Origin of the sequence: Cellulomonas sp. HD19AZ1, assembly GCF_004535805.1 — a bacterium.
GTDB classification, from domain to species: domain Bacteria; phylum Actinomycetota; class Actinomycetes; order Actinomycetales; family Cellulomonadaceae; genus Cellulomonas; species Cellulomonas iranensis.
This window is the reverse complement of record NZ_SPHX01000007.1, coordinates 100,512-115,924: the sequence shown is the minus strand read 5'-3', so window position 1 is coordinate 115,924 and position 15,413 is coordinate 100,512. Positions and strand designations below refer to the sequence as shown.

Sequence of the window (15,413 nt, the reverse complement as noted above, 5' to 3'; positions counted from 1 at the left end):
TCTCGTGGGGCGGACGCCGGCGCAGCCGGCAGCCACCGCCCGCATCGTGCAACGTGCGTGCGCCGTCGGATCGGCGCGTGGTCTGGAACCGGGGCGAGCGACGTCGGGCACCGTCGTGACGACGCCCCCGGACCTCCCCCACTGCCACCGGAACGGTTTCCCGCATGAGCTCTGCGCTGCCCGCTGCCCTCCCCACGTCCGCCACGGCCCCCGAGACCGGCACGTTCGCCGACCTGGGCCTGGCCCCCGACATCCTGTCCGCCGTCACGCGCCTCGGCTTCACCGCGCCGACCCCGGTGCAGGCCCGCACGATCCCCGCGCTGCTCGCGGGCCGCGACGTCGTCGGCGTCGCCCAGACGGGCACCGGCAAGACCGCGGCGTTCGGCCTGCCGCTGCTGCAGCGCGTCGACCCGACCCTCGCCGCCGTGCAGGTGGTCGTGCTGACGCCGACGCGTGAGCTCGCGATGCAGGTCGCCGACGCGATCACGTCGTTCGCCGCCGACATCGACGGCCTGCAGGTCGTCGCGGTGTACGGCGGCTCGCCGTACCTGCCGCAGCAGCGCGCCCTCGCGCGCGGCGCCCAGGTCGTCGTGGGCACGCCGGGCCGCGTCATCGACCACATCGACCGCCGCACGCTCAAGCTCGCCGACGTCAAGTTCCTCGTGCTCGACGAGGCCGACGAGATGCTGCGCATGGGCTTCGCCGAGGACGTCGACCGGGTCCTGTCGGGGACCCCCGCGGGCCGCCAGGTCGCGCTCTTCTCCGCGACGATGCCCCCGCAGATCCGCCGCGTCGCCGACAAGCACCTGGTCGACCCCGTGTCGGTGGCCGTCTCGCGCCAGTCGTCGACGGTCGAGTCGGTCCGCCAGACGTACGCCGTGGTGCCGTTCCGCCACAAGACCGGCGCGCTCGCGCGCGTGCTCGCCGTGAGCGAGGCCGAGGCGGCGATCGTGTTCGTCCGCACCCGCGAGAACGCCGAGGAGGTCGGCAACGCGCTCGTGCAGCGCGGCGTCGCCGCGGCCCACATCTCGGGCGACGTCGCGCAGGCGGACCGCGAGCGGATCGTCGAGCGGCTGCGCTCGGGCCAGCTCGACGTCCTCGTCGCGACCGACGTCGCCGCGCGCGGCCTCGACGTCGAGCGCATCGGCCTGGTCGTCAACCTCGACCTGCCGCGCGAGCCCGAGGCCTACGTGCACCGCATCGGGCGCACCGGCCGCGCGGGCCGCTCGGGCGAGGCGCTGACGTTCGTCACGCCCGCCGAGCGCTCGCGCCTGCGGCAGATCGAGCGGACCACCCGCACGTCGCTCACCGAGATCACCATCCCGACGCCCGCGCAGGTCAGCGCCCACCGCGCCGCCGCACTGCTCGGCAAGACCGCCGACCGCATCGCCGCCGGACGCCTCGAGGTCGTGCGCGACGCCGTGCGCGAGCACATCGAGGCGAACCCGGGCATCGACCTCGTCGACCTGCTCACCGCCGTCGCCGCGCTCGCGGTGGGCGACGACGGTCCGGTCGCCGCGACCGACGGCGAGGACCTGGACAGCGCCGTGCAGCACGCGCGCGAGACGCGCACCGAGGAGTCCCGCGGCGGTCACGTCGCCGGGGCGCGGCGGCGCGCGACGACCACGGGCCCCAGCGGCAACCCGCGCTACCGCGTGGCCGTCGGGCACCGCGACGGCCTGCAGCCGGGTGCGCTCGTCGGGGCGCTCACCGGCGAGGGCGGCCTCACCGGCAAGGACGTGGGCCGCATCGACATCTACGGCAGCTTCGCGCTCGTCGACATCCCCAACGGCCTGACGCCCGAGGCCGTCGACAAGCTCGCCCGCACGCGCGTGGCGGGCCGGCCGCTGCACATCCGCGTCGACACCGGCGGCCCGACCGGCCCCCAGGGCGCGCGTCGCCCGTCGCGCGGGGACCGCGTGCACCGCACGCACTGACACGACGCACGCCCGTACGAGGGGCGCCACCGCCACGGTGGCGCCCCTCGTGCCGTCCCGGGCCGCGGCCGTCCCGGTGGTGCCGGGTCGCGGTCTCAGCGCAGCGCGGTCCGCGGGTCCGTCCTCGCCTGGGCGCGCAGCAGCACCATCTCCACCTCACGCAGCACCTCGTGCGCGTCGCGCAGACCGCGCACCGAGCCCAGCACGCCGACCGCGAGCCGCGGCCCGACGTCCCGCCGCAGGCGCTCGAGCAGCTCCTTCAGCCGCTCGGGCATGCCGTCGGGGCCGACGTCGTCCACGAGGATCACGAAGTCGTCCTCGGCCGTGCGCGCGGTGGTGTCGCCCTCGCGCAGCGGGCGGCGCAGCTGACGCACGACCTCGCGGTGCACGTCCGGGCCGGGGTCGTCGTCGCCGACGCGCTCCTGGACGCGCACGAGCGCGACCGCGCAGTCGTACGAGGGCGACCGTCGGCAGCGCAGCAGCGCGGCCCCCAGCCGGTCGAGCAGCAGCAGGCGGTTGACGAGCCCCGTCTCGGGGTCGTGCAGCGCGTCGCGCTGCAGCGCGATCTCGGCCTCCTTGCGCTCGGTCACGTCCACGAGGGTGCCCACGAGCCGGGCGGGGCAGCCCGCGTCGTCCAGGACCGTGACGGCACGGCACATCATCCAGCGGTAGTCGCCCGACTGCGTGCGCACGCGGTGCTCGAGCTCCAGCGGTGTGCCGCCGCCGCCGAGCTGCGCCGCGATGGCCGCGGACAGCTCGTCCCGGTCGGCCGGGTGCACGCGCTCGAGCCACTCGGCGGGCTGGTCGCCGATCACCTCGTCCGCGTAGCCGAGGGTCTGCTTCCAGCGCGGCGAGTAGTAGACCGTGCCGGCCGACACGTCCCAGTCCCACGTGCCGTCGTGCGCGGCCATCGAAGCGAGCGCGTACCGCTCCTCGCTCTCACGCACCGTGTCGGCCAGCGCGCGCTCGCGCGCCGCGGCCTGCTCGAGGGCCTTGCGCTGCTCGCGCAGCGACGCGAGCAGCCGCTCCTGGTCGAGCGCGACCGCGAGCAGCGCCGCCCAGTGGTTGAACCGGTCCCGCGGCTGCGTCGAGCGGGTCTCCACCGTGCCGTCGATCGCGAGCAGGCCCCAGTCGCTGCCGCCGAACGTGACGGGGACGACGAACGTCAGCTCGTTCGAGCCGACCGTGCCCGCCCGGGTGAGCGCGGGCGGCGGGAACTGGCTCGCGGTGGTCCGCACGCCCACGAGCCGCGAGAGCGTGCCCGTCGTGTCGTGCACGCCGACGATCTCCATCTCGCGGTCGCCCGGGCCGCGGTCGTTGCTGGCCCACAGCCCGAGGCACGCGTGGCCGCGCACGCCGCGCGGCAGCCAGCCCAGCGCGCGGGGGCTCGCCCCGTCGCCGCGCAGCAGGTCCATGTCGACCTCGTACTGGTCGACGATCGTGCGCTCGAGCTGGCCGCTGCGCGCGAGCATCGCGCGCGTGCAGCCCTTCGTCACGGCGAGCAGGACGTCGGTCACCGCGCGGCGCAGGGCCGGCGCGTTGTCGGCGCGCGCGGGCGGCAGCGCCGCGACCCGCCGGCACTCGACCGTGCGCAGCACCGTGACCATCTGCTCGAGCGCCTCGGGGTGCGGCTGCAGGGCCGCCGTGAGGTCCGACAACCGCCCGAGCGCGGCGGGCGCCGGCGCCGTCCCGCGCTCGGCGGCCACGTCGAGGGGCTCCTCCACCGCGCGCCACCACGCCTCGCGCGCGTCGTGGCCCGACCGCCGCGCCGTGCCGGACCCGACGGGACCGGCGAACGCGACGTCCGCGAGCCGGCGCAGGAGCGCTCCCCCGACGGTGTCCTCGTCGACGGGCACCGCCGTCGCGGGGGACGTCACCTCGGTGCACCCGCACGACTCGCGGACCACGAGCGAGGACGCCACGCGGTGCTCGCCCGGGGCGACGTCGTCGCCGTGCATGCGCGCGAGCAGCAGGTGCACGGCCTGCTCCCCGACGCGTCCGAAGTGCGGGTCGACGGTCGACAGCCGCGGGCTGACGCGCGCGCCCGAGTCGGCGTGGTCGAACGCCACGACCGCCTGGTCACGCGGCAGGACCAGGCCGTGCGACCGCAGCGCGCGCTGGAAGCCGACCGCGTTGCGGTCGGTCGCGGCGATGACCGCGGTCGTCGGCGTGCCGGCGGCGAGCATGCGCGCCGCGGCGTCGGCACCTCCGAGCTCCTGGTTGTCCGAGGCCTCGTACCACCACGCGTCGTCCGACTCGATGCCGTGCTCGGCGAGCGTCGACCGGTAGGCGGCGAACCGCTCGCGCATGTCGCGCTGGCCGAGGTTCCCCAGGAACCCGATCGCGGTGTGCCCGTGCCACAGCAGGTGCTCGACCGCCTCCCGGACGCCGCCGACGTTGTCCGGCACGACCACGGGGTCGTCCGGGTGGGCCGGGTCCTCGCTGATGAGCACGACCGGGACGCCCCACTCGCGCACGGCCGCGAGCCGCTCGGCGCTGAGCGACTTGCCGATGACGACGAGCCCGTCCACCGCCCCCAGCGCGACCGGCGTGTCGAGGACCGACTCGTCGGGGTAGCGCTCCCGGTCCAGCCCCGCGGGGTACGTCTGGACGGCCACGACCCGGTGGCCGGCACCGCGTGCGGCACGCGCCACGCCGGCGATCAGCGCCCCGAAGTAGAACCCGCCGACGACCGGCGACAGCACGCCGATCGTCCGTCGCACCGTGGCGGGAACCCCCCGTCGGACCGTCACCATGTCCCACCTCTCGCCCACGCCGTCGGAGCCGAGCTGATGCATTTCACCCGCAACGGGCGCAAGACTAGGTGATCGTGGTCACTCCTGCACATGACACCGGCAAAGATGCTGTCTCTCCCGCGACCGGGGCGCAGCCCGTCGTCGGCGGCCCCGGGGCCCGCCGTCCGACCATCACCGACGTCGCCAAGGCCGCGGGGGTGTCGATCGCCGTCGTGTCGTACGCGCTCAACGGCCGCCCCGGCGTGTCGGCCGCGACGCGCGAGCGCGTGCTGCGCGTCGCGGACGAGTTCGGGTGGCGCCCCAGCGCGGCCGCGCGCTCGATGCGCTCGGGCCCCCGCGCGGTCGGGCTCGTCGTCGACCGCGGGCTGACCGGCCCGGCCGGGTACGGCGCGCACGTCCTCGAGCTCGTGGTCGCGCTCCAGGAGGTGCTCGCGACGCGCGGGCTCGCGCTCGTGCTCCAGGTCGTCGAGGACCTGCCGGCGGCGGTCGGCCTCTACGGCGAGTGGTGGGCAGAGCGGCGGTTCGACGTCATGGTCGTCACCGACGTGCGCGCCGAGGACCCCCGGCTCGACGCGCTGCGGCGCCTGAGGATCCCGGCGGTGGTCGTCGGCGGCGGCGACGTGCCGGGCGAGGTCGCGAACGTCCACGTCGACGACGAGCTCGCCGCCGAGCGGGTCGGCCGCTACCTCATCGAGCTCGGGCACCGTCGTGTCGGGGTGGTCACGGGGCCGGCCGCGCTCCTGCGGACGCGCGCGCGGACCGCCGGGCTGCAGCACGCGCTCGACGCGGGCGGCGCCGTGCTGGTGCACGAGCCGACCGCCGGCTCGCCGGAGGAGGCGGCCGCCGCCGCGCGTCGCCTCCTCACCGGGGACCAGCCGCCCACGGCCGTGGTGTTCGACACCGACCACATGGCCGTGGCCGCGCTCGACGTCGCGCGTCGCACCGGACTGGCCGTCCCGTGGGACGTGTCGGTGGTCGCGCTGTCGGACTCGCCGCTGTGCCGGCTGGCCACGCCCTCGATCACGGCGCTCCCCTCGGTGCACGCCGACCTGGGGACGGCCGTCGGCGAGGCCGTGCTGGCGGTGCTCGACCAGCAGCCGTCACCCGTGCGGCACATCGAGATCGGTGGTCTGGCGGTGCGGGGCAGCACGGGTCCGCGCTCGCGGTGAGCCGAGGGGTGGACCGCCGGCTCGGACGGTCGCGCGGACGTGGCCCGAGTGAGCGCTCACTTGGCTCTGACCTGCGCGGATGCACCTCAGAGCGGGTGAACCTCGGATAACGATTGGGTAACGCGACCGTCCCTAAACGATTCGCGACGATCCCGTCGACGCCGCGTCGTGAAGGAATGCGCAGCAGTCGCCGAGGACTCGTCCTGGGCGACGCGTACCCGTCGCCGCCGAGGGCCGGGTACGACCACCGACCCTGCGGAGGACCCGTGTCCACACACGGCAATCGAACGGCTCGACGGCGCTGGCGCGCCGTCGCGACCGCGGCGACGGCGACGGCGCTCGTCGCAGTGCCGCTGACGCTCGCGAGCACGGCGGCCACGGCCGCCGAGGCGCACGTCGACAACCCGTACGCCGGCGCCAAGCAGTACGTGAACCCCACGTGGGCGGCGACGGTTGAGAGCGCTGCCACACGTGCCGGCGACCCGACGCTGGCGGCCCAGATGCGCACGGTGGCCAAGCAGCCGACCGCCGTGTGGATGGACCGCATCAGCGCGATCACCGGCAACGCGGACGGCAACGGCCTGAAGTTCCACCTCGACGAGGCGCTCAAGCAGAAGTCCGGCAGCCAGCCGCTGGTCTTCAACCTCGTGATCTACAACCTGCCCGGGCGCGACTGCTTCGCGCTCGCGTCGAACGGCGAGCTGCCCGCCACCGCCGCCGGTCTGACCCGCTACCAGACCGAGTACATCGACCCGATCGTCGACCTGCTGTCCGACCCGAAGTACCAGGACCTGCGGATCGCGGCGACCATCGAGCCGGACTCGCTGCCGAACCTGGTGACGAACATCTCCGAGCAGGCGTGCCAGCAGTCCGCGCCGTACTACCGCGAGGGCGTCAAGTACGCGCTCGACGAGCTCAAGACGCTGCCGAACGTCTACACGTACCTCGACGCGGCGCACTCCGGCTGGCTGGGCTGGGACTCGAACTCGGGCCCGACCGCCAAGCTGTTCGCGGAGGTCGCGAAGAGCACCAAGAAGGGCTTCGCGTCGATCGACGGCTTCGTCACGAACACCGCGAACTCGACGCCGCTCGCCGAGCCGTTCCTGCCGAACCCGAACCTCCAGGTCGGCTCGGCTCAGGTCCGCTCGGCCAAGTTCTACGAGTGGAACCCGGACTTCGGCGAGCACGCGTGGACCGCGCAGCTGCACCGCCTGCTGGTCGCGGAGGGCTTCCCGGCGTCGACGGGCATGCTCATCGACACCTCGCGCAACGGCTGGGGCGGCCCGGACCGTCCGACGAAGGTCTCGACCAGCACCAACGTCGACACCTACGTCAACGAGTCGCGCATCGACCGCCGCAACCACCGCGGTGCGTGGTGCAACCCGCTGGGCGCCGGCATCGGCGAGCTCCCGCGGGCCACGCCGGCCGACGCGCCGGCGGACTCCTACCTCGACGCGTACGTGTGGATCAAGCCCCCGGGCGAGTCCGACGGCGCGTCGAAGGAGATCCCGAACGACCAGGGCAAGAGCTTCGACCGCATGTGCGACCCGACCTACGTCGCCCCCAAGCTGAGCAACCTGCCGACGGGCGCCACGCCCGACGCTCCGCTCGCGGGCCAGTGGTTCGAGGCGCAGTTCAAGACGCTGGTCAAGAACGCGTACCCGGTCATCCCGGCCGACGGCACGACGCCCACGCCGACCCCGACGCCCACGCCGACGGTCACGCCGACGCCCACCCCGACGCCGACACCGACGGTCACCCCGACGCCCACGCCGACGCCGACGGTCACCCCGACCCCGACGCCGACCGTGACGCCGACCCCCACGCCCACGCCCACGCAGAACCCGGGCGGCACGTGCAGCGTGAGCTACACGGCCAGCAGCTGGAACTCGGGCTTCACGGCCTCGGTGCGCGTGAAGAACACGGGCACGACCGCGCTGTCGGGCTGGACGCTGAGGTTCGCGTTCGCGAACGGCCAGACCGTGCAGCAGGGCTGGAGCGCCACGTGGGCGCAGTCCGGCTCCACGGTGACGGCGACCAACGCGGCGTGGAACGGTGCGCTCGCGCCGGGCGCGTCGGTGGACATCGGCTTCAACGGCTCCCACTCGGGCACCAACACGGCACCGACGTCCTTCACGCTCAACGGCACCACCTGCCAGGTGGGCTGACGAGCCCCCGGACGCCGACGCGTCCGACGTGACGACGAAGGGCCCTCCCGGACCACTCCGGGAGGGCCCTTCGCGGCGGGTCCGCCACCGGCGGCCCCGCTCCCCCGACCCGCTCCTCGCACCCAGGAGAACCGTGACCAGCTCTCGCGTGCGCCGCGTGCGCACCGCGCTCGGAGGCGTCCTCGCCGCCGGCGCCCTCGTCCTCCCCCTCGCGCTGTCGGCAGCCCCCGCGCAGGCCGCCGCGACACCCGACTGGCTGCACACGCGCGGCAACCAGATCGTCGACGCCTCCGGCAAGGAGGTGTGGCTGACCGGCGTCAACTGGTTCGGCTTCAACGCCTCCGAGCGCGTGTTCCACGGCCTGTGGTCGGCGAACATGCGCACGCTGACCAAGGGCATCGCCGACCGCGGCATGAACGTCGTGCGCGTGCCGATCTCGACGCAGCTGCTGCTCGAGTGGAAGGCCGGCACGTTCCTCAAGCCGAACGTCAACGAGTACGCCAACCCCGAGCTCGCGGGCCTCAACAGCCTGCAGATCTTCGAGAAGTGGCTCGACATGTGCGAGGAGTACGGCCTCAAGGTCTTCCTCGACGTGCACAGCGCGGAGGCCGACAACTCCGGCCACGTCCACCCCGTGTGGTGGAAGGGCGACATCACCACCGAGGACGTGTACACCGGGTGGGAGTGGGCCGCGACGCGCTGGAAGGACGACGACACGATCATCGGCGCGGACATCAAGAACGAGCCGCACGGCACGCAGGGCGCCACCGAGCGCGCCAAGTGGGACGGGTCGACCGACAAGGACAACTTCAAGCACTTCGCGCAGACCGCGTCGCGCAAGGTGCTCGCGATCAACCCGAACTGGCTGGTCTTCATCGAGGGCGTCGAGGTCTACCCCAAGCCGGGCGTGCCGTGGACGTCGACCGGCCTGACGGACTACTACGGCACGTGGTGGGGCGGGAACCTGCGCGGCGTGCGGGACTTCCCGATCGACCTCGGGGCGAACCAGGACCAGCTCGTGTACTCGCCGCACGACTACGGACCGCTCGTGTACGAGCAGAAGTGGTTCGCGGGCGACTTCGACCGCGCGAGCCTCGAGCGCGACGTGTGGGACCCGAACTGGCTGTACCTCCACAAGGAGAACACCGCTCCGCTGCTCATCGGCGAGTGGGGCGGGTTCATGGACGGCGGCCGCAACGAGCGCTGGATGGTCGCGCTGCGCGACCTCATCGCCGACCGTCGCCTGAGCCACACGTTCTGGGTGCTCAACCCGAACTCCGGCGACACCGGTGGTCTGCTCGGCTACGACTGGGCGACGTGGGACGAGGAGAAGTACGCGCTGCTGAAGCCCGCGCTGTGGCAGCAGGGCGGCAAGTTCGTGGGGCTCGACCACGACGTGCCGCTCGGCGGCGTCGGCAGCGCGACGGGCATCTCGCTGTCGCAGGCCACGGGCGGCGGCCCGTCCCCGACCGCCACGCCCACCCCCACGCCGACGCCGACGCCGACGCCGACGCCGACGATCACCCCCACCCCGACCACCACACCCTCGCCCACCGCGAGCCCCACCACGCCCACGGGCTCGTGCACGGTGCGCTACACCGCGAGCTCGTGGAGCTCGGGGCTGACGGGTGCGGTGCGGCTGACGAACACGGGCGCGGCGCGGCAGTCCTGGACGCTGCGCTTCACGCTCCCCGCCGGCGTCACGGTCACGCAGGGCTGGGGCGGCACGTGGTCCCAGACGGGCGCGACCGTGACGGTCACGAGCGCGGCCTGGAACGGCGCCCTCGCGAGCGGCGGCACGGCCGAGATCGGGTTCAACGCGTCGCACGGCGGCGGCACGCCGGCCGCCGCGTCCGGCTTCACGCTCGACGGCGCCACCTGCACCACGGCCTGACGACGCACGCGCGACGGCCCGCCACCTGCACGCGGGGTGGCGGGCCGTCGCGCACGGCGCGGCCGGGCGCCGGGTCTCAGGCGCGCGCGAGCGCGTCCCGCAGCGCTGCGAGGAGGTCGTCGACGTCCTGCGCGGTGGTGTCGAACGCGCACATGAGGCGCACGGTGCCGTCGGCGTGGTCCCAGTCGTAGAACCGCCAGCGACGGCGCAGCTCGGCCGCGACCGCGGCCGGCAGGCGGACGAACACCGCGTTCGCCTCGGTGGGCTGCGTGACGTCGAGGGTCCCGATCGCGTCGACGCCCGCGCGCAGGCGCGCGGCCATCGCGTTGGCGTGCGCGGCCGAGCGCAGCCACAGGTCGCCCTCGAGCAGCGCGACGAGCTGCGCCGACACGAACCGCATCTTCGAGGCGAGCTGCATGCCGGACTTGCGCAGGTACCCCACGCCGTCGACCGCGGCCGGGTCGAGCACGACGACGGCCTCGCCGAGCAGCAGCCCGTTCTTGGTGCCGCCGAGCGACACGACGTCGACGCCGCAGTCCGTGGTCAGCGCGCGCAGCGGCAGCCCGAGGCTCGCAGCCGCGTTCGCGAGCCGCGCACCGTCGACGTGCACGCGCATGCCGAGCGCGTGGGCCTGGTCGCACAGCGCGCGCACCTGGTCGGGCGTGTACACCGTGCCGAGCTCGGTGGACTGCGTGAGCGACACGACGCCCGGCTGCGCGCGGTGCACGTCGCCGAAGCCCCACGCCTGCCGCTCGACGAGCTCGGGCGTCAGGCGTCCGTCGGGTGCGGGGACCGTGAGCAGCTTGAGGCCGCCGACGCGCTCCGGCGCCGCGTTCTCGTCGTTCTGCACGTGCGCGGCCTCGGTGCACACGACCGCACCCCAGCGCGGCAGCATCGCCTGCAGCGCGACGACGTTGGCACCCGTGCCGTTGAGCACCGGGTACGCGGTGGCCGACTCGCCGAGGTGACCCCGCACGACGTCCTGCAGGCGCTCGGTCCAGGGGTCGTCGCCGTACGCGGGGACGTGCCCGACGTTGGCGGCGACGATCGCGTCGAGGACCTCGGGGTGCACCCCCGCGTAGTTGTCGGAGGCGAAGTGGCGGGCGGGCTGCGGGTCGGTCACGGCACCAGTCTCGCCGACGCGGACGCGTGGTCCGGCGCTCGTCGTGCGCCGCCGGGACGGCGCGGGCATGATCCGTGCAGCCCGACGCAGCGCAGGAGGACGGCATGACCCGCACGGCCCCCGACGACCCCCGTCCCGACCCGGACGCGGACGTCCCCGGCGACGGCCGGCACGAGACCTACACCGAGCGCATGGACCGCAACTGGGACGAGCTGCTCCAGGAGCTGCGCGTGACGCAGACCGGTGCGCAGATCCTCACCGGGTTCCTGCTGACCATCCCGTTCCAGTCGGGGTTCGCCGACCTCGACGCGTACCAGCGCGACCTGTACCTCGTGCTGGTCGTGCTCGCGGCGCTCGCGACCGTGCTGATCATCGCGCCCGTGTCGCTGCACCGGCTGCTGTTCCGCCGCCGCCTCAAGCCGCAGCTCGTCGACGCGGGCCACCGGTTCGCGCGCGGCGGCCTCGCGGCCCTCGCGCTCGTGCTCACGGGTGCGGTCATGCTGCTGTTCGACGTCGTGCTCACGCGCACGGCGGGCCGGGTGTCCGCGGGCGTGCTCGTGGTCGTCATCACGCTCGCGTGGGTCGTGCTGCCGCACGTCATCGCGCGCCGCGCCGACGACGACCCCGAGGCGCGACCCGGAGGCGACCACCGGGCCTGACGTCGCCGCCGACGACCCGGGCGACCGGGCCCGGACGCGACGACGCCCCGGCCCGCGCGCGGCGGACCGGGGCGTCAGGGGCGTGCGTCAGCCCTGGACGGCGCGCTTGAGGGCGCTGCCCGCGGTGATCTTCACGCGGTGACCCGCCGGGATCTCGAGCTTCTCGCCGGTCTGCGGGTTGACACCCGTGCGGGCGGCGCGGTCCGCGCTGGCCACCGCGAGGAAGCCGGGGATGGACACGCCGCCACCGGCGGCGAGCTGCTCCACGACGACCTCCTGGAAGGCCTTGAGGGCCTTGTCGGCGTCGGTGTTGGTCAGGCCGGCCTTGGCCGCGACGGCCTGGACGAGCTCGGTGCGGTTGACGCTCACGTCGGGTGCTCCTTGGTACTCGGTTCGCTGCCCCGGTCGATCACCGGCCGGGGCGGTGCCGCACGACGCGCGTGCGCACGGCCTCCGACCCTAACGGCGCGGAGCCCGCTCGGCGCACCGCGACGGGCGTGTCGCGTCAACGTCGGCCCCGCGCGCGGACCTCCTGCGCGCTGCGCGTCGTCACGACGCGCTCGGGTCCGATGCCGTGCGCGGCGGCGCGCTCGCAGCCCGCGCGGAGCCAGTCGAGCTGCCCGGGGGCGTGCGCGTCGGAGTCGATCGTGAACTCGCAGCCCGCGTCGACGGCGACCTGCAGCAGCGCGTGCGGCGGGTCGAGCCGGTCGGGCCGGCTGTTGATCTCGACGGCGACGCCGTGCTCGGCGCACGCGTCGAACACCGCACGGGCGTCGAAGTCGCTGGGCGGCCGCGGGCGCCCGGTCAGGCGGCGGCCCGTGCAGTGCCCGAGCACGTCGGTGCGCGGGTCCCGCACCGCGGCGAGCATGCGGCGCGTCATCGCGTCACGGTCCATGCGGAGCTTCGAGTGCACCGACGCGACGACCACGTCGAGCTCGTCGAGCAGGTCGGGGTCCTGGTCGAGCGTGCCGTCGTCGAGGACGTCGACCTCGATGCCGCTCAGCACCTCGAACGGCGCGACCGCGGGGCGCAGCGCGGCGAGCTGGTCGAGCTGGGCCCGCAGGCGTGCGGCGCTGAGCCCGTGGGCGACCGTGAGGCGCGGCGAATGGTCGGTGACCGCGACGTACTCGCGCCCCAGCTCGAGGGCCGCCAGCACCATCTCCTGCACGGGCGCCGAGCCGTCGCTCGCCTCGGTGTGCGTGTGCAGGTCGCCGCGCAGCGCACCGTGCAGCCGGGCCGCGGCGTCCGGCAGCGCGTCGTCGGCGGCCCGGGCCTGCGCCTCGAGCTCGTCGAGCGTCGGGACGTCGCGGCCGGCAAGCACGCGCGCGACGACGTCGGCGGTCTTCGCGCCGACGCCCGGCAGGTCGGTGAGCGAGCCCGCCTCCGCCAGCGCGGCGACGCGGTCGGCGGGCTGCGCCTCGACCGTGCGCGCCGCCGTGCGGTAGGCCTCCGAGCGGTAGCCGCTCGCCTGCGCGCGCTCGAGCAGGAACGCGACGCGCCGCAGCGTCGCGACCGCGTCCGCGACGCGACCGTGCGGGCCGTCGTCCGTCACGACGCCGTCACGAAGCCTTGCTGCGGGCCTTGCGACGCGCGGGGGCCGCGTCCTCGGCGTCGGCGGCCTTCTTCGCGGGTGCCTTCTTCGCCGCGGCCTTCGTCGCCGACTTCTTCGCGGGCGCGTCCTTCGCCGCGGCCTTCGTCGTGGACGACGCGGCCGTGCTCGCGCGGGCCTTCGCCGCGCCGCCGGTCGCGCCGCGCCCCGTCGACGACGTCCGCCTCGACGACCTCCCCGAGTCCGAACCCGAGCCCTGCCCCGCCGAGCCCTCGTCCGCGTCCTCCCCGCGCGCGGCGCGCGCCTTGTCGACCGACCGCTGCAGCGCCGCCAGCAGGTCCACGACCTCCGCCCCGCCCTCGGACGAGCCCTCCTCCTCCGGCGGCGCCGCGGGGGCCCGCGTGTCCCCCGACGACACCTTCGCCGCGATGAGCTCCTCGAGGGCCGTGACGTACGCGTCCTCGTACTGCGACGGGTCGAAGTCCGCGGCGAGCGACTCCACGAGCGACGACGCCATCGTCAGCTCCTGCGGGCGCACGCTCACGTCGTCGTCGAGCACCGGGAAGTCGGCCTCGCGCACCTCGTCCGGCCACAGCAGCGTCTGCAGCACGATGACCTTGTCCCGCACGCGCAGCACCGCCATCGACTCGCGCTGCCGGATCGCGACCTTCACCACCGCGACGCGGTCCGTCTGCTCGAGCGCACCGCGCAGCAGCGCATACGGCTTCGCGGCCGTGCGGTCCGGCTCCAGGTAGTACGTCTTCTGCAGCAGGATCGGGTCGACCTGCTCGGCCGGCACGAACTCCAGCACCTCGATCTCGCGCTCGGTCGACAGCGGCAGCTGGTCGAAGTCCTCGTCCGTGAGCACGACCAGCTCACCGTCCTCGGTCTCGTACCCCTTCGCGATGTCGGCCCACTCGACCTGCTCGCCGTCCAGGCTGCAGACCTTGCGGTAGCGGATGCGGCCACCGTCCTCGCGGTGCACCTGGTGCAGCCGCACCTCGTGCTCCCCCGTCGCGGCGTACAGCCGCACCGGCACGTTCACCAGGCCGAAGGCCACGGCGCCCTTCCAGATCGCCCGCACGCCACGTCCTCCTCGTCGCCGCCCGTGCAGCGCCGCACCTGGGCGCACACCGCGCCCGCAGCACCGTCCCCGGGCAGGATGGACCCGTGGAGCCCATGCTCGCCACCCCAGCGCCGAGAGGCACCGCGCTGCCGCGGGGCGCGGCCTGGGTGTTCGAGGTCAAGTGGGACGGCGTCCGGGTGCTCGCCGACGTCCGCGACGGCGCGCTGCACCTCACGAGCCGCAACGGCCGCGACGTCACGCCCGCCTACCCCGAGCTCGCGGCGCTCGCGGACCTCGGGGACGTGCTCCTCGACGGCGAGGTCGTGCTCCTCGACGCCGGCGTCCCGTCCTTCGCGGCCCTCGCCGAGCGCATGCACGTGCGCGAGCCGCGCCGCGCCGCCGCGCTCGCCGCCGCCCGGCCCGTGACCTACCTCGTGTTCGACGTCCTGCGCCGCGACGGCCACGACCTCGCGCCGCTGCCGCTCGAGACGCGCCGCGCGGTGCTCGACGCGCTCGCCCTGCCCGACCACGTGCAGGCCTCCCCCTGGTACGACGACGGCGACGACCTGTGGCAGGTCACCCGGGAGCACGGGCTCGAGGGCGTCGTCGCCAAGCGCCGCGACGCGCCCTACCGTGCCGGGCGCCGCTCGGCGGACTGGGTCAAGGCCGCGCACCGCCGCACGCGCACCGCGCTCGTCGGCGGCTGGCGCCCGCAGTCCACCGGCACCGGGCACCTCGGCGCCGTGCTGCTCGGCGCACCCGACGCCGCGGGCGACCTGCGGTACCTCGGGCGCGCCGGCTCGGGCCTCACGACCCTGGGAGCCCGCGGCCTGCGCACCGTGCTGCAGACCCACGAGCGCGCCACCAGCCCGTTCGCCGACCCCGTGCCACCGGTCGACGCGCGCGGCACCGTGTGGGTCGAGCCCGTCGTCCTGGTCGACACCCGGTACCTCGTGCGCACGCCGTCGGGCCGGCTGCGTCAGCCCGTCGTGCGGGGCCTGCGCACCGACACGACGCCCGACCCGTGGGAGCAGGAGTGAGCGACCGCGCACCCACGCCGCGACGCGCCGCTCTCGGATGGCGAGCCCGCGT

At 74.9% G+C, this 15,413-nt stretch carries 11 protein-coding genes; 6 read left to right on the top strand and 5 right to left on the bottom strand.

The features are described from left to right. Positions 1 to 164: 164 nt before the first annotated feature. Positions 165 to 1,937, top strand: coding sequence for a DEAD/DEAH box helicase (locus E4A51_RS15625; RefSeq protein WP_087509586.1), 1,773 nt, complete (start codon positions 165 to 167; stop codon positions 1,935 to 1,937). A 95-nt stretch (positions 1,938 to 2,032) separates the two neighbouring features. On the opposite strand, the gene E4A51_RS15620 is transcribed toward E4A51_RS15625, so the two are convergent. Continuing rightward, positions 2,033 to 4,642, bottom strand: a complete 2,610-nt coding sequence (locus tag E4A51_RS15620) for a substrate-binding domain-containing protein (RefSeq protein ID WP_233421117.1) — start codon at positions 4,640 to 4,642, stop codon at positions 2,033 to 2,035. A 125-nt stretch (positions 4,643 to 4,767) separates the two neighbouring features. On the opposite strand from E4A51_RS15620, the gene E4A51_RS15615 reads away from it, so the two are divergent. The 3 genes from E4A51_RS15615 (at position 4,768) to E4A51_RS15605 (ending at position 9,924) form a co-directional block, all read left to right on the top strand. Next, positions 4,768 to 5,862 (top strand): LacI family DNA-binding transcriptional regulator, encoded by a 1,095-nt coding sequence (locus tag E4A51_RS15615; protein WP_082131690.1) that lies wholly within the window; start codon positions 4,768 to 4,770, stop codon positions 5,860 to 5,862. A 266-nt stretch (positions 5,863 to 6,128) separates the two neighbouring features. Beyond that, positions 6,129 to 8,030 (top strand): glycoside hydrolase family 6 protein, encoded by a 1,902-nt coding sequence (locus E4A51_RS15610; protein WP_070319602.1) that lies wholly within the window; start codon positions 6,129 to 6,131, stop codon positions 8,028 to 8,030. Positions 8,031 to 8,163: 133 nt separating this feature from the next. Then, complete coding sequence (locus E4A51_RS15605) at positions 8,164 to 9,924, top strand: cellulase family glycosylhydrolase (protein WP_134852310.1); 1,761 nt, start codon at positions 8,164 to 8,166, stop codon at positions 9,922 to 9,924. Between the two features lie 76 nt (positions 9,925 to 10,000). On the opposite strand, the gene E4A51_RS15600 is transcribed toward E4A51_RS15605, so the two are convergent. Further along, positions 10,001 to 11,116: a low specificity L-threonine aldolase gene (locus tag E4A51_RS15600; protein WP_070319600.1), complete on the bottom strand. Its 1,116-nt coding sequence runs from the start codon at positions 11,114 to 11,116 to the stop codon at positions 10,001 to 10,003. Positions 11,117 to 11,151: 35 nt separating this feature from the next. Here E4A51_RS15600 and E4A51_RS15595 point away from each other — a divergent pair, with 35 nt between their 5' ends. Beyond that, entirely contained in the window at positions 11,152 to 11,706 is a 555-nt protein-coding gene (locus tag E4A51_RS15595) for a DUF6328 family protein (RefSeq protein ID WP_070319626.1), read from the top strand. A gap of 87 nt (positions 11,707 to 11,793) precedes the next feature. On the opposite strand, the gene E4A51_RS15590 is transcribed toward E4A51_RS15595, so the two are convergent. From E4A51_RS15590 to E4A51_RS15580, 3 genes are all read right to left on the bottom strand, one after another. Continuing rightward, complete coding sequence (locus E4A51_RS15590; protein ID WP_046528422.1) at positions 11,794 to 12,075, bottom strand: HU family DNA-binding protein; 282 nt, start codon at positions 12,073 to 12,075, stop codon at positions 11,794 to 11,796. Between the two features lie 136 nt (positions 12,076 to 12,211). After that, positions 12,212 to 13,258 carry a PHP domain-containing protein gene (locus E4A51_RS15585; protein WP_134852309.1) on the bottom strand — a complete coding sequence of 349 codons (1,047 nt, stop codon included), beginning with the start codon at positions 13,256 to 13,258 and terminating at the stop codon, positions 12,212 to 12,214. A 7-nt stretch (positions 13,259 to 13,265) separates the two neighbouring features. Then, positions 13,266 to 14,339 (bottom strand): Ku protein, encoded by a 1,074-nt coding sequence (locus E4A51_RS15580; protein ID WP_134852308.1) that lies wholly within the window; start codon positions 14,337 to 14,339, stop codon positions 13,266 to 13,268. Between the two features lie 95 nt (positions 14,340 to 14,434). On the opposite strand from E4A51_RS15580, the gene ligD reads away from it, so the two are divergent. Further along, complete coding sequence (ligD, locus tag E4A51_RS15575) at positions 14,435 to 15,361, top strand: non-homologous end-joining DNA ligase (protein ID WP_134852428.1); 927 nt, start codon at positions 14,435 to 14,437, stop codon at positions 15,359 to 15,361. Positions 15,362 to 15,413: the final 52 nt, after the last annotated feature.

Coding starts and splice junctions, on each gene's coding strand:
- E4A51_RS15625 (WP_087509586.1), top strand. CDS start 165: ATGAGCTCTGCGCTGCCCGCTGCCCTCCCCACGTCCGCCACGGCCCCC.
- E4A51_RS15600 (WP_070319600.1), bottom strand. CDS start 11,116: ATGCCCGCGCCGTCCCGGCGGCGCACGACGAGCGCCGGACCACGCGTC.
- E4A51_RS15595 (WP_070319626.1), top strand. CDS start 11,152: ATGACCCGCACGGCCCCCGACGACCCCCGTCCCGACCCGGACGCGGAC.
- ligD (WP_134852428.1), top strand. CDS start 14,435: ATGCTCGCCACCCCAGCGCCGAGAGGCACCGCGCTGCCGCGGGGCGCG.